The following is a 23,195-nucleotide window of genomic DNA, read 5'->3' on the forward strand; positions in this document are numbered from 1 at the left end:
TTGACGCGGCCCCGATCGCGAGGGAAAAAATGATCGCCGCCCGATCGGAGGCTGACAGGCGGAACATGACCGACATCCGGACACCAGATGTCAGATCAAGTCTAAACTTATACAAATAAAGCGCTTGAGGTGTCGCCATCCAGGCCCAGGTCGATGCGAGCGGCCTTCGTTCCGCGCGGGGCATCGTGGCGCTCGCAGATGCGATCGCCTGTCGTGCCAGACCGTCGAACGACCGATGGTGACGCTGTTCCGTGTTGCGGGCACGTTTCGCCAGGATAGGCGCCGCCCCGGGCGCGCCACGGGGCGTGCGCTCGTCTCGCGCCCGGCGCGGGTCAGTTCTCTTCCTCGTTCGATCCGACGTCGGCGATATCGTCGATGTCGACGTTGTCTTCCTCGTCCTCAAGGATCTCGTCGTTCATGTCGTCATCGGAATCGATCACGTCGTCGTCGGAATCGAGATCCGGCAGATCCTCGATATCCATCGGCTCGGGCTTGGCCTTTTCGGGCCGGATCGCCTTCGGCTTCGCAGCGGTCAGGCTGTCGACCGAGAAGGTGGCGCCGCATTCGGGGCAGGTCATCGGGTCGTTGCGCAGGTCGTAGAACCGGGAGGCGCAATGCGGGCAGACGCGCTTAACGCCCCATTCGTCCTTGGGCATCAGGAATCCTTCGCGTGCAATGGAAATCGAATCCGGCGTCGCATGCCATGCGTCGGAGGCGATGTCAAAGGGGAAGGAGGCCGCGGCCAGTGCTAACCATACGACCAAAGTGTGCCCGCATCTGCCCTGTAAACGGGCGAATGCCGCTTGTCTTCGGCAACAATCGTATTATTTTTGGGTAACAAAATTTCGTGGAGTTTCGGTATGCTGTTGTACCACGCATATGAGTTGACCCACGCGGCGCTGTCTCCCATGCGCGCCGCGGCGCGAATCAGCCAGGAAATGGTGAGCAATCCGCTCAATCTGTTATCCGAAAGTTACGGGAATCGCGCGGTTTCGGCCGCTCTGGACATGTTCATCCAGGCGACGCGGCGCTACGGCAAGCCCGAGTTCGGGCTCGAAACGACGCTGGTCGACGGCCAGGAGACACCGATCGTCGAGGAGATCGTCTGGACCCGCCCGTTCTGCGAACTACTGCGGTTCCGGCGTGATTCGGCGCAGGCCGCGGCGCGGCGCGATCCGAAGGTTCTCATTGTCGCACCGATGTCGGGCCATTACGCGACGCTGCTGCGCGGTACTGTCGCGGCGATGCTGCCGGAACACGACGTCTACATCACCGACTGGGTCGATGCGCGCCAGGTGCCGCTCAGCCGGGGTGAATTTGATCTCGACGACTATACCGATTACCTGATCGACATGATCCAGACCCTGGGCCGCGATGGCGAGCGTGTGCACGTCATGGCGGTCTGTCAGCCGGGCATTCCCGCGATGGTCGCGGCGAGCGTCATGGCCATGGATCGCGATCCGCTGCGTCCGGCGTCGCTGACGCTCATGGGCTCGCCGATCGACACCGCCTGCAATCCGAAGCAGCCGAACGAACTCGCGCAGAGCCATCCGCTGAGCTGGTTCGAGCAGAACGTGGTCGTGCGGGTGCCGTGGCCGAATCCGGGTGCGATGCGGCGGGTCTATCCCGGCTTCCTGCAGCTCTCGGGCTTCCTGTCGATGAATTTCGACCGGCACATGGACGCGCATATCTCGCAATTCAAGAACCTCGTCCGCGGCGACGGTGACAGCACGGAGGCGCATCGCCGCTTCTATGACGAGTATATGGCGGTGATGGACCTCTCCGCCGAATTCTACCTCCAGACGATCGAGCGGGTGTTCCAGAAGCGGCTGCTGGCCGAGGGGGAATACCATTACCGCGATCGCCACATCGATCCCGGCGCGATGACCGATATCGCTCTGATGACGGTCGAGGGCGAAACCGACGACATCACGGGACTGGGCCAGACCGAGGCGGCGCAGAAGCTCGCGCGCGGACTCCCCGATTCGGAGCGGGACCATTTCGTGGCAGAGGGCGTCGGGCACTACGGTGTGTTCAACGGATCGCGCTGGCGCGGAATCATTCAGCCGAGGGTGCGCGATTTCATCGCGGGCCATCGGCGCGAGGTGGCGCCGGCGCGGCCCGGCCTCGTGGTCTCCGAGAAGATCGCGGCGGCGCCGCGGGCCGAGGTCTGAGCAAGCCGCCCCCGGGGCAGGGCGGGAGCGCACCCGCGTGGCGGGTATCCTCCGGGTCGGGAAGCCGGAAATCGAGGTCCGGCTCCGTCGTGACGCACGCTCGCGGCGGATGACCCTGCGCGTCGCGGGCCTCGCAGCCGGGGGGCCGGTGCTGACGATTCCGACGGCCGCGCCGATCTCGGCCGCCCGCGCATTTCTCGACGACCATGAGGACTGGCTGCGGCGCCATCTGGCAGAGCGGCCGCGCATCGCGGTCCGGGATGGGACGGTGCTCCCTTTCGGCGACGGGGAACTCGCGATTCGCGCCTTGGGCGGCTCCGCGAGTGGTTCCGCGCCGGGTCCCGTGAGCCGGCGCCTCCTGCACGCGGATGGCGTGCTCCATGTCCCGGGTCGTTCAGAGTATCTGCCTGGCCGGGTCGCCGCCTTCCTTCGCGAGGCGGCGCGGGAGGCTTGCGCGGGAGCTTGCGATCGGCACTCGACCGCGCTGGGGCGTCGCGTCCGGCGGATCAGCCTGCGTGATCCGCGTGCCCGTTGGGGCTCCTGCACGACCCGGGGCGATCTCATGTTCTCCTGGCGGCTGGCGCTGGCACCGCGATCGGTGCTCGACTACGTGGTCGCGCATGAAGTCGCGCATCTCGCCGAGATGAACCATTCGGAGCGTTTCTGGGCGGTCGTCGCGCGGCTTTGTCCCGGCTATGAAGGCCCACGCGACTGGCTCCGGCGCGAAGGCGCGCGGTTGCACGGATATGACTTCTCCCGCCCCGAAGCCGGGGAGGCGCGCACTTGACGCGCGGGCCCGCTTCGTGGTCCGCATCGGCGATGATCGACTCGCGCGAACGTCCAAGCCAGACACCGAGCGCCGGGGAAATGTCGCTCACCGCGCATGAGCGGGTTTATCGTGGACTTCGCGCGCGCGTAATGCATGGCCTTGTCGCACCCGGCGCCTCGATGACGCTCCGGGGCATCGCGGCGGAATACGGCGTCTCGACCACGCCGGCGCGCGAGGCAGTCCGGCGGCTGGTCGCCGAGGGCGCGCTGAAACTGTCGGCTTCGGGCCGGGTCTCGACGCCGGAACTGAGCAACGAACGCATCGAGGAACTGGCGAGCCTGCGCGCGCTCCTGGAGCCCGAGCTGGCAAGCCGGGCGTTGCCGCGCGCGCATATCGCGCTCATCGACCGGATGCAGGCGATCAACAACGTGATCGACGAGATGATCGTGAAGGGCGACGCGGCCGGCTATGTCAGGACCAACCTCGAATTTCACCGCACGCTCTACCTCCGCGCGCAGGCACCCGCGATGCTCGGCCTGATCGAAACGGTCTGGCTGCAATCCGGGCCGACGATGCGCGCGCTCTATCAGCGACTGCAGCGGCGGCAGGCGGCGGAGAACCATCGCAAGATCATCGCCGCGCTGAAGGCGGGGGACAATCCGGGGCTGCGTCTGGCCGTCCGGATGGATGTGACGCAGGGCCTGAGGATGCTCGCGGGCTGAGATCGCGTCGTCGATCCGCCGTGGGTGGAGAATGTCCTCACCCCCGCAGGCCAAACCATCAGGCGCGGCCGGGTCGGAAGCCGGCCGCGCCGGGGACCGAAGCCCCCGGACTCTCGCCGTCAGACGTGGATCGCGCCGTCGCCGCAGGCCAGCGCCGCTTCGCGCACCGCCTCGGAGCAGGTCGGATGCGCGTGGCAGGTGCGCGCCACATCCTCCGCCGCCGCGCCGAATTCCATCGCCACGCAGATCTCGTGGATCATCTCGCCCGCCTGCGGCCCGATGATATGCGCGCCGAGAATCCGGTCGGTTTCCTTGTCGGCGAGGATCTTCACGAAACCGTCGGCCATGAAGTAGCTCTTGGCCCGCGCGTTGCCCATGAAGGGGAACTTGCCGACCTTGTAGGCGCGGCCCTGCTCCTTCAGCGTCTGCTCCGTCTCGCCGACCGAGGCGACCTCGGGGCTCGTGTAGATGACGCCGGGGATCACGCCGTAGTTCACATGGCCGTGCTGGCCCGCGATCGTCTCGGCGACGGCCATGCCCTCGTCCTCGGCCTTGTGGGCGAGCATCGGCCCGGGCGTCACGTCGCCGATCGCGTAGATGCCCGCGACGTTGGTGCGCCAGTGCTCGTCGACCTTGACCTGGCCCCGATCGGTCAGCGCGATTCCCGCCTCGGAGAGCCCGAGGCCCTCGGCGTAGGGGCGGCGGCCGGTCGCGACCAGCACCACATCGACGTCGAGCGAGGCTTCACTCTCATCCTTGCGGAGCTTGTAGGTCACGTGAACGCCGTTCTCGTCCGGCACGGCCGATTGCACCGCGGCGCCGAGGACGAAGGTCAGTCCCTGTTTCGACAGCTGCTTCTGCAGCGCCTTGCAGATCTCCAGATCCATGCCCGGCGTGATCTGGTCGAGGAATTCGAGCACCGTCACCTTCGAGCCCAGCCGGGCATAGACCGAGCCGAGTTCGAGCCCGATCACGCCCGCGCCGATCACCGCGAGCCGTTTCGGGATTTCCGGCAGGTCGAGCGCGCCGGTCGAGGAGACGACGGTCTTCTCGTCGATCTCCACGCCCCTGAGCGGCGTCACCTCGGAGCCGCTGGCGATGACGATGTTCTTCGCATTGTGGACCGTGCCATCGACCTCGACCTTGCCGGGGCCGGCGATCTTGCCCCAGCCCTTGAGCCAGTCGATCTTGTTCTTCTTGAACAGGAACTCGATGCCCTTGGTGTTGGTCTCGACGGTGGACTTCTTGTAGCCCTGCATCTTCTCGACATCGAGGGTCGGAGAGGCGCCCATCAGGCCCATCTTCTCGAAGGTGTCATGCGCCTCGTGGTAGAGTTCGGAGGCATGGAGCAGGGCCTTAGACGGAATGCAGCCGACGTTGAGGCAGGTTCCGCCCAGCGTCTCGCGCCCCTCGACGCAGGCGGTCCTGAGGCCAAGCTGGGCGCAGCGGATGGCGCAGACATAGCCGCCGGGCCCCGCGCCGATGACGATCACATCATAGTCTGCCATTTCTCACTCCTCGCGGGCGCTTCGGCGCCGATGGTTTTAGAAGAGGGCCATCAGGATCATCACCAGCGTCGCGGCGAGACCGAGCCCGAATATGACCGACCGCCAGGGCGACCAGCCGAAAGCATAGGCGGGCACGTAGAGCATGCGTGCCACGAGATAGATCCAGGCGCAGGCGGCGGTCAGACCCGAGGCCGAGCCCGAGAGCGTCACGACGACCACCGCGACGGTGAAGAGCGCCAGCGCCTCGAAATGATTGTCGACGGCGCGCCGCAGACGCCCGGCGCGCGGCGAAAGATCCGCCGGCCTGTCGCGGGGGCCGGCGTTGTAGGCCGCCCCCGCGTCGCGGTTCATCATCGCGCCCGCGAGCCCGATCTGCGCCACCTGCAGAAGCGCCGCGAGCGCGAGCGCCAGTAGCTCGGGGGTGAGCCCGCCCGACATGTCAGAAGGCGGTCTCCAGGAATTCCGGCGAGAGACCGCGCCCGAGCTTCTCCTGGTTGTCGAGCCAGCCTTGCGCGCGGTCGCGGTCGCGGACCTCGAAGAGCATGAGCGCGCGGCCGGGCCGGTCGGCGGAGCGCCAGAACTGCAGCAGGCCGAGACCGGCGGCGGAGATGTTCTCCCTCTCGTCGTCGAACTCGGACTTCCAGGCATCGTAATCGGCGGGTTCGATCTGGCAGATCAGTTGCATCGTCCTCTCCCTCGTTCTTCGGCGGGCGCGTGATCCGCGCCTCTGCCGGAACTGAATCTAGCCCGTCCGGAACGGTACGACCATGGCAACGTCGGGGGGCGAGACGGATCAGTCGCCGGTCCCGCCACCGACATTGCCATGGCTATGCCGGAGCCGGAGGATCTGGACCGATCGCGGCGGTTCGATCAGGAACTCCGGGTCGCGCTCCAGATGATGGATCACATCGGGATCGCCTCCCGTGAAGCTCGCCATCGCCTTGAAATCGGCCCAGTACGAGACCGTGACGAATTCGACTTCCCCGTCACGGTCCTCCCGGAAGGTCTGGACGCCCATTGCCTTCTCGATCAGCGGCCGGATGCCCGCCTCGTAGTTGTAGGCTTCATAGGCGTCCGCCACCTCTGGACGGGTCCGGCCGCGCCAGATCCGGGCGATCGTCGGCGCGGCCATCGGCTCAGAGATCCATCAGCAGCCGGCGCGGGTCCTCGAGCGCCTCCTTGACGCGGACGAGGAAGGTCACCGCGCCCTTGCCGTCGACGATCCGGTGGTCGTAGCTCAGCGCCAGATACATCATCGGGCGGATCACCACCTGACCCTTGATCGCCATCGGACGCTGCTGGATCTTGTGCATGCCGAGGATGCCCGATTGCGGCGGGTTCAGGATCGGCGAGGACATGAGCGAGCCGTAGACACCACCGTTCGAGATCGTGAAGGTGCCGCCCTGCATGTCGGCCATCGAGAGCTTGCCGTCGCGGGCCTTGACGCCGAGCTCGGCGATCGTCTTCTCGATATCGGCGAAGGACATCTCGTCGGCGTCGCGGATCACCGGCACGACGAGGCCGGTCGGGGTGCCGACCGCGATCCCCATATGGACGAAGTTCTTGTAGACGATGTCCGTGCCGTCGATCTCGGCGTTGACCTCGGGAACCTCCTTCAGCGCGTGACAGCAGGCCTTGGTGAAGAAGGACATGAAGCCGAGCTTCACCTTGTGCTTCTTCTCGAACAGGTCCTTGTACTCGTTGCGCAGGTCCATCACGCCGGTCATGTCCACCTCGTTATAGGTGGTGAGCATGGCGGCGGTGTTCTGCGCTTCCTTGAGGCGCCGCGCGATGGTCTGGCGCAGCCGGGTCATCTTCACCCGTTCCTCGCGCTCGGCATCCTGGGCCGCCACGGCGGCGCGGGGGGCCGGGGCGGGCGCGGGCGCCGGCGCGGCGGCGGCCGGCTTGGGCGCCTCGGCCTTCCGCACGTCCTCCTTCATGATGCGTCCGTCGCGTCCGGTGCCGGTCACCTGATCCGGGGAGAGCCCCTTGTCGGCCATCATCTTCTTCGCCGAGGGCGCATCCTCGACATCGCGGCCCCCGGCCTTCACCGGCGCCTCGGCCTTCGCCGCGGCGGCGGACCCGGAGGAGGCGGAGGCGCCCGCGGCTTCGCCGCCGCCGATCACGCCGAGCTTGCCGCCGGCGGAGACGGTGGCGCCCGCCTCGGCCAGGATCTCGCTCAGTACGCCGGCCGCGGGCGAGGGGACCTCGACCGAGACCTTGTCGGTCTCGAGCTCGCAGAGGAGTTCATCCTGCGCGACCGCGTCGCCCACCTTCTTGAACCAGGTCGAGACAGTGGCCTCGGTGACGCTCTCGCCGAGGGTCGGAACCATGATCTCGACCGTCCGGTCGTTGGCTGGAGCCGACTCGGCCGTTTCGGAGGCCGCCTTGCCGGGTTCGGGGGCGTCCTTCGCCTCGGGCTTCGGCGCCTCGGCCGGAGGCTTGCCCGCGCCGCCCGCGGGTTTCGCCTCGGCCTTCTCGTCGATCGTCGCGAGCAGCGCGTCGACGCCGACGGTCTCGCCCTCCTTGGCGACGATCTCGCTCAGCACACCGGCCGCGGTCGCCGGAACCTCGACGGTGACCTTGTCGGTTTCGAGCTCGCACAGCATCTCGTCCACGGCGACGGCGTCGCCGACCTTCTTGAACCAGGTTGCGACGGTCGCTTCGCTGACGCTTTCGCCCAGCGTGGGCACGCGAATCTCGGCCATGGTCTTATCGGTCCTTCTTCAGGGTCAGTGCCTCGTCCACCAGCTGGTCCTGCTGGAGCTTGTGCTGTTTCGCGAGGCCGGTCGCGGGCGAGGCCGACGATGGCCGCCCGGCGTAGGTTGGCCGATGATGCTTCGCGCCGATCCGGCCGAGCACCCATTCGATATTGGGCTCGACGAAGGTCCAGTAGCCCTGGTTCTTGGGCTCCTCCTGGCACCAGACGACCTCGGCGTCCTTGAACCGGCCGAGCTCCTTGGTGAGCGAGAGCGCGGGGAAGGGATAGAACTGTTCGAGGCGCATGATGTAGACGTTGTCGATCCCGCGGGCGTCGCGCTCCTCGAGCAGGTCGTAGTAGACCTTGCCCGAGCACATCACGACCCGCTTGATCTTCTCGTCGGGCACCAGCGCCCCCGCCTTGTCCGGCCCGGTGTCGGCGCTGTCCCAGAGCACGCGGTGGAAGCTCGATCCCTTGGCGAAATCCTCGATGTCCGACACGGCGCCCTTGTGGCGCAGCAGCGATTTCGGCGTCATCAGGATCAGGGGCTTGCGGAAGCTGCGGTGCAACTGCCGGCGCAGGATGTGGAAGTAGTTCGCCGGCGTCGTACAGTTCGCGACGATCCAGTTGTCGGCGGCGCACATCTGCAGGAAGCGCTCGGGGCGGGCGGAGGAATGCTCCGGCCCCTGGCCCTCGTAGCCATGCGGCAGCAGCATCACGAGCCCCGACATCCGGAGCCACTTCGCCTCGCCCGAGGAGATGAACTGGTCGATCATGATCTGGGCGCCGTTGACGAAATCGCCGAACTGCGCCTCCCAGAGCACGAGCGCGTTCGGCTCGGCGAGGCTGTAGCCGTATTCGTAGCCGAGCACCGCGTATTCCGAGAGCATCGAGTCGACGACTTCGTAGCTCGCCTGCTTGTCGTCGATGTGGTTGAGCGGGTGGTAGCGTTCCTCGGTCTTCTGGTCGATAATGCCCGAATGGCGCTGGCTGAAGGTGCCGCGGGTCGCATCCTGACCAGAGAGGCGCACGGGATAGCCTTCGGTCAGGAGCGTGCCGAAGGCGAGCGCCTCGGCCGTGGCCCAGTCGATGCCCTTGCCCGAGTCGATCATCTGCCGTTTCGCGTCGAGCATGCGCTGCACGGTGCGATGCGGGTTGTAGCCCTCGGGAAGCTTGGTGAGCGCCGCGCCGACCTTGCGGAGCCGGCTCATCTCGACGCCGGTCTTGCCACGCTGATAGCGGCCCTCGCGCTTGCCGAGCCCGGACCAGCGTCCGTCGAGCCAGTCCGCCTTGTTCGGCCGGTAATCCTTGCCCGACTCGAACTCGGCGTTCAGATGCGACTGGAACGCCCCCTTCATGTCCTCGATCTCGCCCTCGGGGATGAGGCCGTCGGCGACGAGCCGCTCGGTGTAGATCTGGAGCGTGGTCTTGTGACCCTTGATCGCCGTGTACATCAGCGGCTGGGTGAACATGGGCTCGTCGCCCTCGTTATGCCCGAACCGGCGGTAGCAGAACATGTCGATCACGACATCCTTGTGGAACCGCTGCCGGAACTCGGTCGCCACGCGGGCGGCGTGGACCACGGCCTCCGGATCGTCGCCGTTCACATGGAAGATCGGCGCTTCGACCATGAGCGCGATGTCTGTCGGATAGGGCGAGGAACGCGAGTTGTGCGGCGCCGTGGTGAAGCCGATCTGGTTGTTCACGACGATATGGATGGTGCCGCCGGTCCGGTGCCCCCTGAGGCCCGAGAGGCCGAAACACTCCGCGACCACGCCTTGGCCCGCGAAGGCCGCGTCGCCGTGGAGCAGGATCGGCAGCACCTTGCGGCGCTCGTCGTCATGCATCTGCGCCTGCTTGGCGCGGGCCTTGCCGAGCACGACGGGATCGACCGCCTCCAGATGGCTCGGGTTCGCGGTGAGCGAGAGATGCACCCGGTTGCCGTCGAATTCGCGGTCGGAGGAGGCGCCGAGGTGGTATTTCACGTCGCCCGAACCTTCGACTTCCTCGGGCTTGAAGCTGCCGCCCTGGAATTCGTTGAAGATCGCGCGATAGGGTTTGGCCATCACGTTCGCGAGCAGACTGAGGCGGCCGCGATGCGGCATGCCGATCACGATCTCCTCGACGCCGAGCTGGCCTCCGCGCTTGATGATCTGTTCCATCGCGGGGACGAGCGCCTCGCCGCCGTCGAGGCCGAAGCGCTTGGTGCCGGTGTACTTGATCTGCAGGAACTTCTCGAAGCCCTCGGCTTCGACGAGCTTGTTCAGGATCGCCCGCCGCCCCTCCTGTGTGAAGCGGATCTCCTTGCCGTAGCCCTCGATCCGCTCCTTGAGCCAGGCGGATTCCTCGGGGTCGGAGATATGCATGTACTGGAGCGCGAAGGTGCCGCAGTAGGTGCGCTTCAGGATCTCGAGGATCTGGCGCATCGACCCGGTTTCGAGGCCGAGCACGTTGTCGAGAAAGATCGGCCGGTCCATGTCCTGGGCGCCGAAACCGTAGGATTCCGGCCGGAGTTCCGGATGCGGCGTGCCCGCGGTCAGTTTCAGCGGGTCTAGATCGGCGATCAGGTGGCCCCGGATACGATAGGCGCGGATGATCATGAGCGCGCGGAGGCTGTCGAGAACCGCCTGCTGGACCTGCGACTCGGAGAGGGTCACGCCCTTCTCGGCGGCCTTGGCCTGGACCTTCTCCGCCACCTTGCGGGCGGGTTCGGCGCCCTTCGGGCTCTCTCCCCACTGGCCGTCGAGCGCCGCGGTCAGCTCGTCGTTCGGCGCCGGCGGCCAGTCGGCCCGGGCCCAGCTCGGCCCCTCGGCGCCCCGGATCGCATCGGCGCTCGCATCTCCGAGACCCGCGAAGAATTCCGCCCAGCTCGCATCCACCGAGTTCGGGTCCTGGGCGTGACGCGCCTGAAGCGCCTCGACATATTCCGCGTTCTGCCCCTGCAGGAACGATTCATTCCGGAAGACCGTGTTCTGCGACTGTTCGGTCATGTCTCTCGCGACGGGACTTGCCCGCTCCTTTTCGTGTCCGGGCGCCCCGCGCATCGAGGTACCGGTTGTGAAGGTCCCCGCCCGGCCCGCATGGCCGGACGGGGAAAGTCCTGCTCGGCTCCGGGTCGGCCCGAGGCCACCCCCGGCGCGCGCGCCCGCAGGTCAGTCCCGGGTCATCCCCGGCCGATCGCCTTCAGGACCGCCTCGCCGAGACCGGCGGGGCTGTCGGCGACGACGAATCCCGCGGACTTCATCGCCTCGATCTTGTCCTCGGCGCCGCCCTTGCCGCCGGCGACGATCGCGCCCGCGTGGCCCATCCGGCGGCCCTTGGGAGCCGTCCGGCCCGCGATGAAGCCCGCGATCGGCTTCGCCCGGCCGCGCTTCGCCTCGTCCTTGATGAACTGCGCCGCGTCTTCCTCGGCCGAGCCGCCGATCTCGCCGATCATGATGATCGACTCCGTCTCGGGATCGTCAAGCAGCCATTCGAGCACATCGAGGTGTTCGGTGCCCTTGATCGGATCGCCGCCGATACCGACGCAGGTGGACTGGCCGAGCCCGGCGGCGGTGGTCTGCGCGACCGCCTCGTAGGTCAGGGTGCCGGAGCGCGACACGACGCCGACCGAGCCGCGCTTGTGGATGTGGCCCGGCATGATGCCGATCTTGCAGGCGTCGGGCGTGATGACACCGGGGCAGTTCGGCCCGACGAGGATCGAGCGCGAGCCCTGGAGTGCCCGCTTCACCTTCATCATATCGAGCACCGGAATGCCCTCGGTGATCGCGACGATGAGCTCCATCTCGGCGTCGATCGCCTCGAGGATCGCATCGGCGGCGAAGGGGGGCGGCACGTAGATCGCGGTCGCGCCGGCGCCGGTCTTCTCCTTCGCCTCCGCGACGGTATTGAACATCGGCAGGCCGATATGCTCGCCACCGCCCTTGCCGGGCGTCACGCCGCCGACCATCTTGGTGCCGTAGGCGATCGCCTGTTCGGTGTGGAAGGTCCCCTGCGAGCCCGTGAGGCCCTGGCAGATCACCTTGGTATTCTCATCGACGAGGATCGACATTCTCAGGCACCTTTCACGGCTTTGACGACCTTCTCCGCCGCGTCGGCGAGGTTGTCCGCGGCGATGACCGCGAGGCCGCTTTCGTTCAGGATCTTCTTGCCGAGCTCGACGTTCGTGCCTTCGAGCCGGACGACGAGCGGGACCTGCAGGCCGACCGTCTTCACCGCCTCGATCACGCCCTCCGCGATCACGTCGCAGCGCATGATCCCGCCGAAGATATTGACGAGGATGCCCTTCACGTTCGGATCGGAGGTAATGATCTTGAAGGCCTCGGTCACCTTGTCCTTCGTCGCGCCGCCGCCGACGTCGAGGAAGTTCGCCGGTTCCGAGCCGTAGAGCTTGATGATGTCCATCGTCGCCATGGCGAGGCCCGCGCCGTTCACCATGCAGCCGATCTCGCCGTCGAGCGCGATGTAGTTGAGGTCGAACTTCGACGCGGCGAGTTCCTTCGGGTCTTCCTCGGTCTCGTCGCGAAGCGCGAGCACGCCCGACTGGCGGTAGAGCGCGTTCGAGTCGAAGCCGAGCTTCGCGTCGAGGCAGCGGAGGTCGCCGTCGGTGGTGACGATCAGCGGGTTGATCTCGATCATCTCCGCGTCGCGCTCGTTGAAGAGCCGGTAGAGCTTGTTCACGAGATCGACGCACTGCTTGACCTGCTTGCCTTCGAGGCCGAGCGCGAAGGCGACGCGGCGACCGTGGAAGCCCGAAATGCCGGAGGCCGGATCGACCGAGAAGCTGAGGATCTTCTCGGGGGTCTTCGCCGCGACTTCCTCGATGTCCATGCCACCCTCGGTGGAGCAGACGAAGGAGATGCGCGAGGAGCCGCGATCGACGAGCAGCGCGAGGTAGAGTTCGCGCGCGATGTCGGAGCCGTCCTCGATATAGACGCGGTTCACGACCTTGCCGGCCGGGCCGGTCTGATGCGTGACGAGCGTGCGTCCGAGCATCCGCTGCGCTTCCTCGGCCGCCTCGGCGACCGATTTCGTGACGCGCACGCCACCCTTCTCGCCGGCGCTCGCTTCCTGGAACTTGCCCTTGCCGCGGCCGCCGGCGTGGATCTGCGCCTTGACGACCCAGATCGGCCCGCCAAGCTCGCCCGCCGCCGATTTCGCCTCCTCGGCGCGGAGTACGATCCGCCCGTCGGATACGGGCAGGCCGTAGTCCTTCAGAAGCTGCTTGGCCTGGTATTCGTGAATGTTCATCTGCCGCCCATCCCCGGCCCCAGCCGGGGCCTCAATATCGGCCGGACGGAACCCGCAGGCCCGCGCGATGGCGGCCTTCCCGTCTCGACGCCGACTTGCGTAGGCGCGGTTTCCGGGCGATGCAAACGAATTACACGCGGCCCGCGTGGTTTCGCGAGAAAACCCGACATTTGTGATCACATGAATTTTTCCTGTGATCACACTGACCCCCGATTGCATCGCGGGTTGGTGTCGGTGGCTGATTCGACATGGAAAAACCCGGACGGGTCCGCGCGGCGCGAATTTGGGGGATAGAGACTCAGCGCCCGCCCGAGACGTCGATGAAGGAGCCGGTCGTGTAGGAGGCCGCGTCCGACAGGAGCCAGAGGACCGCGCCGGCGGCCTCCTCGGCTGTCCCGGCCCGTCCGAGCGGGGCGGCGGCGCCGAGACGGGCGGCTCGATCCGGCGCGCCGCCCGAGGCATGGATCTCGGTGTCGATCAGGCCCGGCCGGACGGCGTTGACGCGGACACCCTCCGCCGCGATCTCCCTGGCGAGGCCGATCGTCAATGTGTCGAGCGCGCCCTTGGACGCGGCGTAGTCGATGTATTCATCGGGCGAGCCGAGCCGGGATGCCATCGAGGAGACGATGACGATCGCGCCGCCCGGACCGCCGCGGACGGTCGAGAGCCGCCGGGCGGCCTCGCGCGCGGTCAAGAGCGTGCCCATCACATTGACATCGATGACGCGGCGCATCCGCTCGGCGGTCATGTCGGCGAATTTCGACGCGGGCGCGACGATGCCCGCGTTGGCGACGACATGGGTCACGGGGCCGAACGCGCGGGCGGCTTCGTCGAAGAGCGCGATCACATCCGCCTCGCGGGTGACATCGCCCTTCACCACCACCGCGCGACCGCCCGCGGCGCGGATGGCGGAAGCGGTCGCCTCGGCGGCGGCCGCGTCGTCGCGGTAGTTGACCGTCACCGCCCAGCCCCGGGCGCCGGCGAGGCGGCAGACCGCGGCGCCGATGCCCCGCGAACCGCCGGTGACGACGAGGTGGGCCATCAGGCGAGGGTCGAGTCGATGCCCTTGCAGGCTTCCACGAGGCCCTTCACCGCTTCGATGGACTTGTCGAACATCGCACGTTCGGACTTGTCGAGATTGATCTCCACGACCTTCTCGATGCCGCCCGCGCCGATCACCGTCGGAACGCCGACATAGATGTCCTTGAGGCCGTAGGGGCCGTCGAGATAGGCCGCGCAGGGCAGGACGCGCTTCTGGTCCTTCAGATAGGCCTCGGCCATCTCGATCGCGGAGGCCGCCGGCGCGTAGAAGGCGGAGCCGGTCTTCAGGAGCCCGACGATCTCGGCGCCGCCGTCGCGCGTGCGCTGCACGATCGCGTCGAGCTTCTCCTGCGTGGTCCAGCCCATCTTCACCAGATCGGGGAGCGGGATGCCCGCGACGGTCGAATAGCGGGTCAGCGGCACCATCGTGTCGCCATGGCCGCCGAGCACGAAGGCGGTCACGTCCTTCACCGACACGTTGAACTCGGAGGCGAGGAAGTGGCGGAAGCGCGCGCTGTCGAGCACGCCGGCCATGCCGCAGACCTTCTCGGTCGGGAGACCGGAGAATTCGCGCAAGGCCCAGACCATCGCGTCGAGCGGGTTGGTGATACAGATCACGAAGGCGTTCGGCGCGTGCTGGGCGATGCCCTCGCCGACCGATTTCATGACCTTGAGGTTGATGCCGAGCAGGTCGTCGCGGCTCATGCCCGGCTTGCGGGCGACGCCGGCGGTGACGATGCAGACATCGGCGCCCGCGATCTGCTCGTAGGAATTCGCACCCGAGAGGTCGGCGTCGAAACCGTCCACCGGCGCGCTTTCCGCGATGTCGAGCGCCTTGCCCTGCGGCGTGCCCTCGGCGATGTCGAACAGCACCACGTCGCCGAGTTCCTTGAGCGCGGCCAGATGCGCGAGGGTGCCCCCGATCTGGCCCGCGCCGATGAGCGCGATCTTCGGTCTTGCCATGAGCCCGTTCTCTCTCGTTGAGGAAAAAACCGCGATTTGGCTAGCCGCTCGCCAAGCCATTAGCAAGACGCAAAAGCCTCCCGGCCCGGGAAGGGCGTGGGTGGAAGCGACGCGGCGACCGGGGGGGAGTGGCCGCGTTTTCTCGCAGCGTTTCAGGTGTTTGAGCGCCGATGCCCGAGACGCTCAACGGGTGGCGCAAGCCGCGACAAAATCGACCGAAGCGGCGACGCGCGACGGCCCGGAGCCGGATTCGGAGGCCTCCGCCGGTGGCGTCGCGGCGAAGAGCGCGAGGCCGATGAGCGCGCGTATCAGGCGGCAAAGCAGGATCATCCGCTGGACCTTCTCACTGTTCCGGGGGCTTCTGCCCGGGCGGCTGGGAGTTTGGCCAAGCCTTGGACGAACCTCGGGAAAATCCGCTTAACGGCCACCGCGCGCCCCGTTGGGCACCGCGGCAACACCGGGCGAGCAGCCTCCGGCGGAAAGCCACCGCCTGCCACGCGTGCCGGCGGAAACTTGCCCTTTGGTCTTGTCATCCCGGGCGCGGGCGGGCATCTTTCGCGCCGCAACAAGAGAATGTATGCGATGGAACACAACACCCAACCGTACCGGTCCGTTCTCTACATGCCCGGCTCCCGGCCGCGCGCGCTCGAAAAGGCGCGGAGCCTGCCTGCGGATGCGCTGATCCTCGATCTCGAGGACGCGGTCGCCCCGGCCGAGAAGGAACGCGCGCGCGAACTGGTGGCCGAGGCGGTCGAGACCGGCGGCTATGGCATGCGCCGGCTGCTGATCCGCGTGAACGGGCTCGACACGCAATGGGGCGAGGCCGACATCGCCCGCGCGGCGAAGGCGGGCCCGCATGCGATTCTCGTACCCAAGGTCGAGAAGCCCGAGGACATTCACCGCGTCGCCGATCTGATGACGCGGAATGGCGCGCCGGAGCGCACGCGCATCTGGGCGATGATGGAGACGCCGCGCGGCATGCTGAACGCGGGCATCATCGCCACGGCGCATCCGCTGCTCGAAGGCTTCGTCATCGGGACCAACGATCTCGCAAAGGATCTCGGCGCGGCGCATACGGCCGACCGGCAGCCGCTGATCGCGAGCCTGTCGCTCTGCCTGCTCGCGGCCCGGGCCGAGGGGCTCGTCTGCGTCGATGGGGTCCACAACGCCTTCCAGGACAAGGAGGGACTCCGCGCCGTCTGCGTCCAGGGCCGCGACATGGGGATGGACGGCAAGTCGCTGATCCACCCCGACCAGATCGCCATCACCAACGAGGTCTTCGCGCCCTCGGCCGCGGATCTGGAACTCGCCTCCGCGCAGGTCGAGGCTTTCGAGGACGCCGAGGCGCGCGGCGAGGGGGTCGCGGTGCTGAACGGGCGGATCGTGGAGAATCTGCACGTCGCCTCCGCCCGGCGGCTGCTCGCCCGCGCCGCCGCGATCGAGGCGATGAGCGAACAGGTGACCGCCTGATCCGGCGGCCAGCGATCAGGAACCGGGGAGGAGAACCTGAATGGCACTTCTCGTCATTGGACTCGCACTCTGGATCGCCGCGCATCTCTTCAGGCGGCTGGCACCCGACGCCCATGCCGGACTGGTTGGCCGGCTGGGGAAGGGGCCGGTCAGGGGACTGACCGCGGCGGTGATCGGCGTCGGGCTGATCTTCGTCATCATCGGCTTCCGCTCGAGCCCGTATGTCGCGCTCTACACGCCGCCGGGCTGGGCGATCCACCTCAACAACCTCCTGATGCTGATCGCCGTCTTCCTCTTCGGCGCCGCCAACGCGCCAAGCCGGGTGAAGCGGTACCTGCGCAATCCGATGCTGACCGGCGTCCTCGTCTGGGCGGCGGCGCACCTGCTGGTGAACGGCGATCTCGCGTCGCTGATCCTGTTCGGCGGGATGGCGCTCTGGGCCGCCGCCAGCATCGTCGCGATCGACCGGGCGACGCCGCGCGCGCCGGTGGCGCCGGTGCCGGCCAGAGCCGATCTCAAGCTCGCCCTCATCGCCGTCATCGTCTTCGCGGCCATCACCGCGCTCCACGCCTGGCTCGGCGTCTGGCCCTTCCCGAGGTAGATCCCATGCTCGCCTATCGCTTTCTCACCGAGGACGACACCTCCGCCTTCTGCCACAAGGTGACGCGCGCGCTCGATGCCGGATGGGCGCTGCACGGCGCTCCGACCTATGCCTTCGACGCCGCGCGCGGTGTCATGCGCTGCGGCCAGGCCGTCGTGAAGGAAGTGGAGGGGGTCTACGATCCTTCGATCAAGCTGGGCGATCTCTGACAGGGACTCGAGAACAGGGACCAGACCATGGACCAGACCAACACGAAGCCCGTTTCCAAGACCAATGCCGGGAATTTCTTCGAGGATTACCGCGTCGGCCAGGTAATCCGGCACGCGGTGCCGCGCACGGCGACCGAAGGGGATCGCGCGCTCTACACCGCGCTCTACCCGAGCCGCTTCGCGCTCCATTCCTCCGACGAATTCGCGAAAGCCTCGGGGCTCGCCCGGGGGCCGCTCGACGATCTGATCGGCTTTCACATCGTCTTCGGCAAGACCGTGCCCGACATCAGCCTGAACGCGGTGGCCAACCTCGGCTACGCGGAATGCCGGTTCCTCGCGCCGGTCCATCCCGGCGACACGCTGACCTCGGTCAGCGAGGTGATCGGGCTCAAGGAGAATTCGAACGGCGCGAGCGGCGTGGTCTGGGTGCGGACGACCGGGCACAACCAGACCGGCGCCCCGGTGCTGACCTATGTGCGCTGGGTCATGGTGCGCAAGCGCGACCGCGCCGCCCCGGCGCCGGAAACGGTGATCCCGAAACTCGCTCCTGCGGTGACGGCGGGTGATCTCGTGGTGCCGGAGGGGCTCGACTTCTCGACCTACGATTTCGAACTCGCCGGCGCGCCGCATCGCTGGTCGGATTACGCGGTCGGCGAGCGGATCGACCACGTCGACCGCGTCACGATCGAGGAAGCCGAGCACATGATGGCGACCCGGCTGTGGCAGAACACGTCGAAGGTGCATTTCGACGCCACGCTGCGCGAGGATGGCAAGCGGCTGATCTATGGCGGCCATGTGATCAGCCTCGCCCGCGCCCTGAGCTTCAACGGCCTCGCCAACGCGCAGATCATCGCGGCGATCAACGCGGGCGCCCATGCCAATCCCTGTTTCGCGGGTACGACGGTCCGGGCCTGGTCGGAGGTTCTCGACGCGGCCGAGACGGCGAATCCGAGTGTCGGGGCGCTTCGCCTGCGCCTGGTCGCGACCACGGCCGAGACGGAGCCCTTCGTGCTGCGCGACGATGAAAAGCGCTACCTGAAAGGTGTGCTGCTCGATCTCGACTACTGGGCCCTGATCCCGAAATGATGCGCGCCCGAGGCTTGTGATCACAGCCCGGAAGCCTGTGATCACAAAGCGAATTCACCCTTGCGTTCTCGAAAAAAACAACGGAAACAGGGATCGCTAGGCGCCGGATGGCGCGGACTCAGGTCGTGTCGGTTTCGGCTCACGAAACACGTGTTGAACTTGGTCGGACGGCGGCCGGGGCGGCGACGGTAGGGAGGCATTTGAATGGCAGACGTGAACCCCCCAAATCGGCCACTCTCGCCATTCATGATAGGCCAGGTCTACCGGCCGCAGATCACCTCCATGGTGTCGATCTTCCATCGGGTCTTCGGGATCGGCTTGACGCTCGCCGCGGTGCTTGTGGTCTGGTGGCTCCTCGCGCTCGGCGCCGGGCCGGAGAGCTTCGCGCGGGTGGACGGGATCCTGACCTCCTGGATCGGCGGGTTCATCCTCATCTGTTCGCTCGCCGCCTTCTGGTACCATTTCTGCAACGGCATCCGGCACCTGTTCTGGGACGCGGGCTACGGGTTCGAGCTTGAGACCGTGCACAAGACCGGGAAGGCTGTGATCATCGCGGCGGTGGTGCTCACCATCCTGACCATCATCCTGGCCTGAGGGGAGCGCGAGATGAGCTATCGTACCGATCAGCAGCGCGTGCAGGGACTGGGCTCGGCGCATGAGGGGGTCGGCCACTGGTGGAGCCAGCGCGTCACCTCGATCGCGCTGGTGCCGCTGACGCTTCTCTTCATCTTTCCGTTCGCCCGCAATCTCGGCGCGGATTACGAGACGGTCCGGGCCGCGTACAGCCATCCGTTCAACGCGATCGTCACCGTCCTGCTGATCGTCACGGTCTTCATCCATCTGCAACAGGGGCTGCAGGTCGTGATCGAGGATTACGTCCACGGCAAGGTCACGCGCACCGCGCTCCTGCTCGCCAACACGCTCTTCTGCTGGGCCATGGGCCTGACCGGCGTCTTCGCGGTCGCCCGCATCGCCTTCGCCGGCTGAAAGGACGCCCAATGTCTGCCTACACCTTCATCGACCATACCTATGATGTCGTCGTGGTCGGCGCCGGCGGCTCCGGGCTTCGCGCCACGCTCGGCATGGCCGAGCAGGGGCTGAGGACGGCCTGCGTCACCAAGGTCTTCCCGACCCGCTCGCACACCGTGGCGGCGCAGGGCGGCATCGCCGCCTCGCTCGGCAACATGGGGCCCGACAGCTGGCAGTGGCACATGTACGACACCGTGAAGGGGTCGGACTGGCTCGGCGATACCGATGCGATGGAATATCTCGCCCGCTCGGCGCCCAAGGCCGTATACGAACTCGAACACTATGGCGTGCCGTTCAGCCGGACGGAATCCGGCAAGATCTACCAGCGCCCCTTCGGCGGCCATACGACCGAATATGGCGAGGGCCCGCCGGTGCAGCGCACCTGCGCCGCCGCCGACCGCACCGGCCATGCGATCCTGCACACGCTCTACGGCCGGTCGCTGAAGGAAAAGGCCGAGTTCTACATCGAGTATTTCGCCACCGACCTCATCATGGCCGAGGACGGCTCCTGCCAGGGCGTGCTCGCCTGGAAGCTCGACGACGGCACGATGCACCGGTTCAACGCCAAGATGGTGGTGCTCGCGACCGGCGGCTATGGCCGCGCCTATTTCTCCGCGACCTCGGCGCATACCTGCACCGGCGACGGCGGCGGCATGGTCGCCCGCCAGGGGCTGCCGCTGCAGGACATGGAATTCGTGCAGTTCCACCCGACCGGCATCTACGGCTCCGGCTGCCTCATCACCGAGGGCGCGCGCGGCGAGGGCGGGTATCTCACGAACTCGGAGGGCGAGCGGTTCATGGAACGCTACGCGCCGACCTACAAGGACCTCGCCTCGCGCGATGTGGTGTCGCGCTGCATGACGATCGAGATCCGTGAGGGTCGGGGCGTCGGCGACAAGAAGGACCACATCTTCCTCAACCTCAACCACCTGCCGCCCGAGGCGCTGCACGAGCGGTTGCCGGGCATTTCGGAGAGCGCGAAGATCTTCGCCGGCGTCGATGTGACCAAGGCGCCGATCCCGGTCCTGCCGACCGTGCACTACAACATGGGCGGCATCCCGACGAACTACTGGGGCGAGGTGCTGAATCCGACCGAGGACGATCCGGACCGGGTCCTGCCCGGGCTGATGGCAGTGGGCGAGGCGGGCTGCGCCAGCGTTCACGGCGCGAACCGGCTCGGCTCCAACAGCCTGATCGACCTCGTGGTCTTCGGCCGCGCCGCCGCGATCAGGGCGGGCGAGATCGTCGATCCGAAGCTGCCGAACCGGCCACTGAACGAAGCTTCGGTCGAGCAGGCGATGGACCGGTTCGACGCGCTCCGCAACGCGGCTGGCGACATCTCGACGGCGGAACTGCGCGACACGATGCAGCGGACGATGCAGTCGGACGCGGCGGTGTTCCGCACCGACAAGACCCTCGCCGAAGGTGTCGAGAAGATGAAGGCGGTCGCCGATCAGATGGCCCAGATCAAGGTCACCGACCGCTCGCTGATCTGGAACAGCGACCTCATGGAGACGTTGGAGCTTACGAACCTGATGCCGAACGCGCTCGCGACCATCGTCGCGGCCGAGGCGCGGAAGGAGAGCCGCGGCGCCCACGCCCATGAGGACTACCCGAACCGCGACGACGAGAACTGGCGCAAGCACAGCCTCGCCGTGGTCGGCGACGACAATTCGGTCACGCTTAGCTACCGGCCCGTGCACCTCGACCCGCTGACCACGCACGACGAAGGCGGCATCGACCTGAAGAAGATCGCGCCCAAGGCGCGCGTGTACTGAGGAGGGTCCGATGGCCGAATTCCAGCTGCCGAAGAACAGCCAGGTGACAGTCGGCAAGACCTGGCCGAAGCCCGAGGGCAAGAACGTCCGCGCCTTCAAGATTTACCGCTACGATCCGGATTCGGGGCAGAACCCCCGGATCGACACCTATTTCGTCGATCTCGACACCTGCGGGCCGATGATTCTTGACGCGCTGATCAAGATCAAGAACGACATCGATCCGACGCTGACCTTCCGCCGCTCCTGCCGCGAGGGGATCTGCGGTTCCTGCGCGATGAACATCGGCGGGATCAACCGGCTGGCCTGCATCTGGGGCATGGACGAGGTGAAGGGCGACATCAAGATCTACCCGCTGCCGCACATGATGGTGGTGAAGGATCTCGTCACCGACCTCACGCATTTCTACGCCCAGCACGCCAGCATCATGCCGTGGCTCGAGACCTCGACCAACGAGCCGGCGAAGGAATGGCGGCAGTCGATCGAGGACCGCAAGAAGCTCGACGGGCTCTATGAATGCGTGATGTGCGCCTGCTGCTCCACCTCCTGCCCGAGCTACTGGTGGAACGGCGACCGCTATCTCGGCCCGGCGGCGCTCCTGCACGCCTATCGCTGGATCATCGATTCCCGTGACGAGGCGACGGGCGAGCGGCTGGACGAGTTGGAAGATCCCTTCAAGCTCTACCGCTGCCACACGATCATGAACTGCACGCAGACCTGCCCGAAGGGGCTGAATCCGGCGAAGGCGATCGCCTCGATCAAGCAGCTCATGGTCGAGCGGCGGCTCTGACGCGCGGAGCCCGGGTTCTCGCAGCCCGGGAACTCACCGCCAGAATGACGAGAGGCCCGGTCAGTGCTGACCGGGCCTCCTCCGTTTCAGGCTATGGGCAGAAAGCCCTCGCGGATCGCGCCTACTGGCCCTCGGTCGGCTCTCCCTCCTCGGGGCTCGGCGACGGGGTCTGCGGGGTCGGCGCTTCCGAGGCGTCGGGTTCAGCCTCGTTCGGCTCCACGGCCGCGGGCGGCATGTCCGTCGACGGCTCGGCCGGGGCGGGCGTGGCAGGCGCCGCGGGAGGCGTGGTCGGCTCGGCAGGCGCGGCGGGTTCCGCCGGTGTGGCAGGCGCCGCGGGCGTGCTTGGCTCCGCGGGCGTGGCGGGTGCCGCCGGTGTCGAGGTTTCCGACGAAGTCTCCGCCGGGGCCGCGGGCGGCGGCGCTTCCGGCGCGCCTCCGAACAGGCCGGCGAGCCAGAGAATGACGACGAGCGCCACGGCTGCGACGGCGATCCAGATCCAGCGGGGCATGCCGCTTCCTCCCTTTACCTTGGTGACCTTGGGGTTGCGATAGTCGGTCATCACCTCCTCCTGTCGCCCACCCCTAGCGCCCGACCGGCATCGGCGGGTCGAGCGGCCTGGCCTCGAGGCCGGGGTCGGTTGGGACCACCGGATCGACGGCGCCGGCGGCGCGCTCATATGTCTCGGGGGCCCGCATGATCTCCTCGACGCGCGGAACATGCGACGAATCGACGGTGGCCGAGACGACGAAATCGCCGCGCCGCACCGCGTCCTGGTAGGCGCGGGCATCGGCATCGGGCAGGCCGAGGTCTTCGATGACATTGTCGTAGAGTCCGAGATCGGCCGCGTCGTCGATCCCTGCGACACGGTCGGGCACGACATGGACGCGGGCGATATCGATGCCCTCGTCCTGCAGGGCGGCGCGGACCAGATCGGCGCTTTCGAAGCTGTCATAGACAGCGGTGACGTTGCGCTCCTGTAGCATTGGTTTCCTCCTCGCGGGAACTATGCCGGATGCACAGGCAATGCGCTCCGGAGCGGGTCGGTTCCGCGAGGGAAGGGGGGCGGCGGTTTATGGCCGGTCGCCGCCCCCGGGTCGCACGGGCGGG

Annotated in this window: 27 protein-coding genes; 11 read left to right on the forward strand and 16 right to left on the reverse strand. The window is 67.2% G+C overall.

Features of this window, described 5'->3' with window-relative positions; genetic code table 11:
- The 3 genes from ACLJK8_RS12330 to ACLJK8_RS12340 all read right to left on the reverse strand — a co-directional run.
- Window positions 1-184: hypothetical protein (locus tag ACLJK8_RS12330; RefSeq protein WP_413150572.1), on the reverse strand; the 184-nt coding region annotated here is incomplete at its 3' end.
- A 148-nt stretch (window positions 185-332) separates the two neighbouring features.
- On the reverse strand, window positions 333-656 hold the full coding sequence (locus ACLJK8_RS12335) for an FYDLN acid domain-containing protein (protein WP_413150573.1): 324 nt from the start codon (window positions 654-656) through the stop codon (window positions 333-335).
- Between the two features lie 92 nt (window positions 657-748).
- Entirely contained in the window at window positions 749-958 is a 210-nt protein-coding gene (locus ACLJK8_RS12340; protein WP_413150635.1) for a hypothetical protein, read from the reverse strand.
- Here ACLJK8_RS12340 and ACLJK8_RS12345 point away from each other — a divergent pair.
- From ACLJK8_RS12345 to ACLJK8_RS12355, 3 genes are all read left to right on the forward strand, one after another.
- A complete protein-coding gene (locus ACLJK8_RS12345; RefSeq protein ID WP_413150629.1) occupies window positions 909-2,174 on the forward strand; it encodes a polyhydroxyalkanoate depolymerase in 1,266 nt (421 codons plus the stop codon). The two genes, ACLJK8_RS12340 and ACLJK8_RS12345, sit on opposite strands and share 50 nt — an antisense overlap.
- A gap of 37 nt (window positions 2,175-2,211) precedes the next feature.
- Entirely contained in the window at window positions 2,212-2,961 is a 750-nt protein-coding gene (locus ACLJK8_RS12350) for a M48 family metallopeptidase (protein ID WP_413150574.1), read from the forward strand.
- An 80-nt stretch (window positions 2,962-3,041) separates the two neighbouring features.
- On the forward strand, window positions 3,042-3,665 hold the full coding sequence (locus tag ACLJK8_RS12355; protein WP_413150575.1) for a GntR family transcriptional regulator: 624 nt from the start codon (window positions 3,042-3,044) through the stop codon (window positions 3,663-3,665).
- Between the two features lie 119 nt (window positions 3,666-3,784).
- Here the strand turns inward: ACLJK8_RS12355 and lpdA are convergent, their stop codons facing one another.
- The 11 genes from lpdA to ACLJK8_RS12410 form a co-directional block, all read right to left on the reverse strand.
- Window positions 3,785-5,173, reverse strand: a complete 1,389-nt coding sequence (gene lpdA, locus ACLJK8_RS12360) for a dihydrolipoyl dehydrogenase (RefSeq protein WP_413150576.1) — start codon at window positions 5,171-5,173, stop codon at window positions 3,785-3,787.
- A gap of 36 nt (window positions 5,174-5,209) precedes the next feature.
- Window positions 5,210-5,611, reverse strand: a complete 402-nt coding sequence (locus tag ACLJK8_RS12365) for an MAPEG family protein (protein WP_413150577.1) — start codon at window positions 5,609-5,611, stop codon at window positions 5,210-5,212.
- A 1-nt stretch (window position 5,612) separates the two neighbouring features.
- Entirely contained in the window at window positions 5,613-5,858 is a 246-nt protein-coding gene (locus ACLJK8_RS12370) for a hypothetical protein (protein WP_413150578.1), read from the reverse strand.
- A 108-nt stretch (window positions 5,859-5,966) separates the two neighbouring features.
- Window positions 5,967-6,305: a hypothetical protein gene (locus ACLJK8_RS12375; RefSeq protein ID WP_413150579.1), complete on the reverse strand. Its 339-nt coding sequence runs from the start codon at window positions 6,303-6,305 to the stop codon at window positions 5,967-5,969.
- 4 nt (window positions 6,306-6,309) lie between these two features.
- Window positions 6,310-7,881 (reverse strand): 2-oxoglutarate dehydrogenase complex dihydrolipoyllysine-residue succinyltransferase, encoded by a 1,572-nt coding sequence (gene odhB / locus ACLJK8_RS12380; RefSeq protein WP_413150580.1) that lies wholly within the window; start codon window positions 7,879-7,881, stop codon window positions 6,310-6,312.
- Between the two features lie 4 nt (window positions 7,882-7,885).
- Window positions 7,886-10,864 carry a 2-oxoglutarate dehydrogenase E1 component gene (locus ACLJK8_RS12385; protein ID WP_413150581.1) on the reverse strand — a complete coding sequence of 993 codons (2,979 nt, stop codon included), beginning with the start codon at window positions 10,862-10,864 and terminating at the stop codon, window positions 7,886-7,888.
- 173 nt (window positions 10,865-11,037) lie between these two features.
- Window positions 11,038-11,925, reverse strand: coding sequence for a succinate--CoA ligase subunit alpha (sucD, locus tag ACLJK8_RS12390; protein ID WP_413150582.1), 888 nt, complete (start codon window positions 11,923-11,925; stop codon window positions 11,038-11,040).
- 2 nt (window positions 11,926-11,927) lie between these two features.
- Window positions 11,928-13,124, reverse strand: coding sequence for an ADP-forming succinate--CoA ligase subunit beta (gene sucC, locus ACLJK8_RS12395; RefSeq protein WP_413150583.1), 1,197 nt, complete (start codon window positions 13,122-13,124; stop codon window positions 11,928-11,930).
- Window positions 13,125-13,422: 298 nt separating this feature from the next.
- Window positions 13,423-14,166: an SDR family oxidoreductase gene (locus ACLJK8_RS12400; RefSeq protein ID WP_413150584.1), complete on the reverse strand. Its 744-nt coding sequence runs from the start codon at window positions 14,164-14,166 to the stop codon at window positions 13,423-13,425.
- Window positions 14,166-15,128 (reverse strand): malate dehydrogenase, encoded by a 963-nt coding sequence (gene mdh / locus ACLJK8_RS12405; protein ID WP_413150585.1) that lies wholly within the window; start codon window positions 15,126-15,128, stop codon window positions 14,166-14,168. Before mdh ends, ACLJK8_RS12400 begins: the two co-directional genes overlap by 1 nt.
- Window positions 15,129-15,311: 183 nt before the next feature.
- Window positions 15,312-15,458: a hypothetical protein gene (locus ACLJK8_RS12410; RefSeq protein ID WP_413150586.1), complete on the reverse strand. Its 147-nt coding sequence runs from the start codon at window positions 15,456-15,458 to the stop codon at window positions 15,312-15,314.
- 252 nt (window positions 15,459-15,710) lie between these two features.
- Between ACLJK8_RS12410 and ACLJK8_RS12415 the strand changes: the two genes are divergently transcribed.
- From ACLJK8_RS12415 to ACLJK8_RS12450, 8 genes are all read left to right on the forward strand, one after another.
- Window positions 15,711-16,598 carry an HpcH/HpaI aldolase/citrate lyase family protein gene (locus tag ACLJK8_RS12415; protein ID WP_413150587.1) on the forward strand — a complete coding sequence of 296 codons (888 nt, stop codon included), beginning with the start codon at window positions 15,711-15,713 and terminating at the stop codon, window positions 16,596-16,598.
- Window positions 16,599-16,638: 40 nt separating this feature from the next.
- Window positions 16,639-17,199 carry an NnrU family protein gene (locus ACLJK8_RS12420; protein ID WP_413150588.1) on the forward strand — a complete coding sequence of 187 codons (561 nt, stop codon included), beginning with the start codon at window positions 16,639-16,641 and terminating at the stop codon, window positions 17,197-17,199.
- Between the two features lie 5 nt (window positions 17,200-17,204).
- Window positions 17,205-17,408 carry a DUF1737 domain-containing protein gene (locus ACLJK8_RS12425; protein ID WP_413150589.1) on the forward strand — a complete coding sequence of 68 codons (204 nt, stop codon included), beginning with the start codon at window positions 17,205-17,207 and terminating at the stop codon, window positions 17,406-17,408.
- Window positions 17,409-17,435: 27 nt separating this feature from the next.
- Window positions 17,436-18,494: a MaoC family dehydratase gene (locus ACLJK8_RS12430; protein ID WP_413150590.1), complete on the forward strand. Its 1,059-nt coding sequence runs from the start codon at window positions 17,436-17,438 to the stop codon at window positions 18,492-18,494.
- Between the two features lie 204 nt (window positions 18,495-18,698).
- Window positions 18,699-19,088, forward strand: a complete 390-nt coding sequence (sdhC, locus tag ACLJK8_RS12435) for a succinate dehydrogenase, cytochrome b556 subunit (RefSeq protein WP_413150591.1) — start codon at window positions 18,699-18,701, stop codon at window positions 19,086-19,088.
- Between the two features lie 12 nt (window positions 19,089-19,100).
- Window positions 19,101-19,481 (forward strand): succinate dehydrogenase, hydrophobic membrane anchor protein, encoded by a 381-nt coding sequence (gene sdhD, locus ACLJK8_RS12440; RefSeq protein WP_413150592.1) that lies wholly within the window; start codon window positions 19,101-19,103, stop codon window positions 19,479-19,481.
- Between the two features lie 11 nt (window positions 19,482-19,492).
- A complete protein-coding gene (sdhA, locus tag ACLJK8_RS12445) occupies window positions 19,493-21,301 on the forward strand; it encodes a succinate dehydrogenase flavoprotein subunit (protein WP_413150593.1) in 1,809 nt (602 codons plus the stop codon).
- Between the two features lie 10 nt (window positions 21,302-21,311).
- A complete protein-coding gene (locus ACLJK8_RS12450) occupies window positions 21,312-22,088 on the forward strand; it encodes a succinate dehydrogenase iron-sulfur subunit (protein ID WP_413150594.1) in 777 nt (258 codons plus the stop codon).
- Window positions 22,089-22,209: 121 nt separating this feature from the next.
- Here ACLJK8_RS12450 and ACLJK8_RS12455 read toward each other — a convergent pair whose 3' ends face one another.
- On the reverse strand, window positions 22,210-22,647 hold the full coding sequence (locus tag ACLJK8_RS12455) for a hypothetical protein (protein WP_413150595.1): 438 nt from the start codon (window positions 22,645-22,647) through the stop codon (window positions 22,210-22,212).
- Window positions 22,648-22,669: 22 nt separating this feature from the next.
- A complete protein-coding gene (locus tag ACLJK8_RS12460; RefSeq protein ID WP_413150596.1) occupies window positions 22,670-23,071 on the reverse strand; it encodes a hypothetical protein in 402 nt (133 codons plus the stop codon).
- Between the last annotated feature and the right edge of the window lie 124 nt (window positions 23,072-23,195).

It is taken from the genome of Amaricoccus sp. W119, from assembly GCF_047275745.1.
Classification (GTDB): Bacteria; Pseudomonadota; Alphaproteobacteria; order Rhodobacterales; family Rhodobacteraceae; genus Amaricoccus.

What these genes read in the sequence shown, in the direction of transcription:
- ACLJK8_RS12335 (WP_413150573.1), bottom strand. Translation starts at nt 656, where the DNA reads ATGCCCAAGGACGAATGGGGCGTTAAGCGCGTCTGCCCGCATTGCGCC.
- odhB (WP_413150580.1), bottom strand. Translation starts at nt 7,881, where the DNA reads ATGGCCGAGATTCGCGTGCCCACGCTGGGCGAAAGCGTCAGCGAAGCG.
- ACLJK8_RS12370 (WP_413150578.1), bottom strand. Translation starts at nt 5,858, where the DNA reads ATGCAACTGATCTGCCAGATCGAACCCGCCGATTACGATGCCTGGAAG.
- ACLJK8_RS12420 (WP_413150588.1), top strand. Translation starts at nt 16,639, where the DNA reads ATGGCACTTCTCGTCATTGGACTCGCACTCTGGATCGCCGCGCATCTC.
- ACLJK8_RS12450 (WP_413150594.1), top strand. Translation starts at nt 21,312, where the DNA reads ATGGCCGAATTCCAGCTGCCGAAGAACAGCCAGGTGACAGTCGGCAAG.
- lpdA (WP_413150576.1), bottom strand. Translation starts at nt 5,173, where the DNA reads ATGGCAGACTATGATGTGATCGTCATCGGCGCGGGGCCCGGCGGCTAT.
- ACLJK8_RS12355 (WP_413150575.1), top strand. Translation starts at nt 3,042, where the DNA reads ATGTCGCTCACCGCGCATGAGCGGGTTTATCGTGGACTTCGCGCGCGC.
- ACLJK8_RS12345 (WP_413150629.1), top strand. Translation starts at nt 909, where the DNA reads ATGCGCGCCGCGGCGCGAATCAGCCAGGAAATGGTGAGCAATCCGCTC.
- mdh (WP_413150585.1), bottom strand. Translation starts at nt 15,128, where the DNA reads ATGGCAAGACCGAAGATCGCGCTCATCGGCGCGGGCCAGATCGGGGGC.
- ACLJK8_RS12385 (WP_413150581.1), bottom strand. Translation starts at nt 10,864, where the DNA reads ATGACCGAACAGTCGCAGAACACGGTCTTCCGGAATGAATCGTTCCTG.
- ACLJK8_RS12455 (WP_413150595.1), bottom strand. Translation starts at nt 22,647, where the DNA reads ATGACCGACTATCGCAACCCCAAGGTCACCAAGGTAAAGGGAGGAAGC.
- ACLJK8_RS12400 (WP_413150584.1), bottom strand. Translation starts at nt 14,166, where the DNA reads ATGGCCCACCTCGTCGTCACCGGCGGTTCGCGGGGCATCGGCGCCGCG.
- ACLJK8_RS12430 (WP_413150590.1), top strand. Translation starts at nt 17,436, where the DNA reads ATGGACCAGACCAACACGAAGCCCGTTTCCAAGACCAATGCCGGGAAT.
- ACLJK8_RS12425 (WP_413150589.1), top strand. Translation starts at nt 17,205, where the DNA reads ATGCTCGCCTATCGCTTTCTCACCGAGGACGACACCTCCGCCTTCTGC.
- ACLJK8_RS12460 (WP_413150596.1), bottom strand. Translation starts at nt 23,071, where the DNA reads ATGCTACAGGAGCGCAACGTCACCGCTGTCTATGACAGCTTCGAAAGC.
- sucC (WP_413150583.1), bottom strand. Translation starts at nt 13,124, where the DNA reads ATGAACATTCACGAATACCAGGCCAAGCAGCTTCTGAAGGACTACGGC.
- sdhA (WP_413150593.1), top strand. Translation starts at nt 19,493, where the DNA reads ATGTCTGCCTACACCTTCATCGACCATACCTATGATGTCGTCGTGGTC.
- ACLJK8_RS12375 (WP_413150579.1), bottom strand. Translation starts at nt 6,305, where the DNA reads ATGGCCGCGCCGACGATCGCCCGGATCTGGCGCGGCCGGACCCGTCCA.
- sdhD (WP_413150592.1), top strand. Translation starts at nt 19,101, where the DNA reads ATGAGCTATCGTACCGATCAGCAGCGCGTGCAGGGACTGGGCTCGGCG.
- ACLJK8_RS12410 (WP_413150586.1), bottom strand. Translation starts at nt 15,458, where the DNA reads ATGATCCTGCTTTGCCGCCTGATACGCGCGCTCATCGGCCTCGCGCTC.
- ACLJK8_RS12415 (WP_413150587.1), top strand. Translation starts at nt 15,711, where the DNA reads ATGGAACACAACACCCAACCGTACCGGTCCGTTCTCTACATGCCCGGC.
- sdhC (WP_413150591.1), top strand. Translation starts at nt 18,699, where the DNA reads ATGGCAGACGTGAACCCCCCAAATCGGCCACTCTCGCCATTCATGATA.
- ACLJK8_RS12365 (WP_413150577.1), bottom strand. Translation starts at nt 5,611, where the DNA reads ATGTCGGGCGGGCTCACCCCCGAGCTACTGGCGCTCGCGCTCGCGGCG.
- sucD (WP_413150582.1), bottom strand. Translation starts at nt 11,925, where the DNA reads ATGTCGATCCTCGTCGATGAGAATACCAAGGTGATCTGCCAGGGCCTC.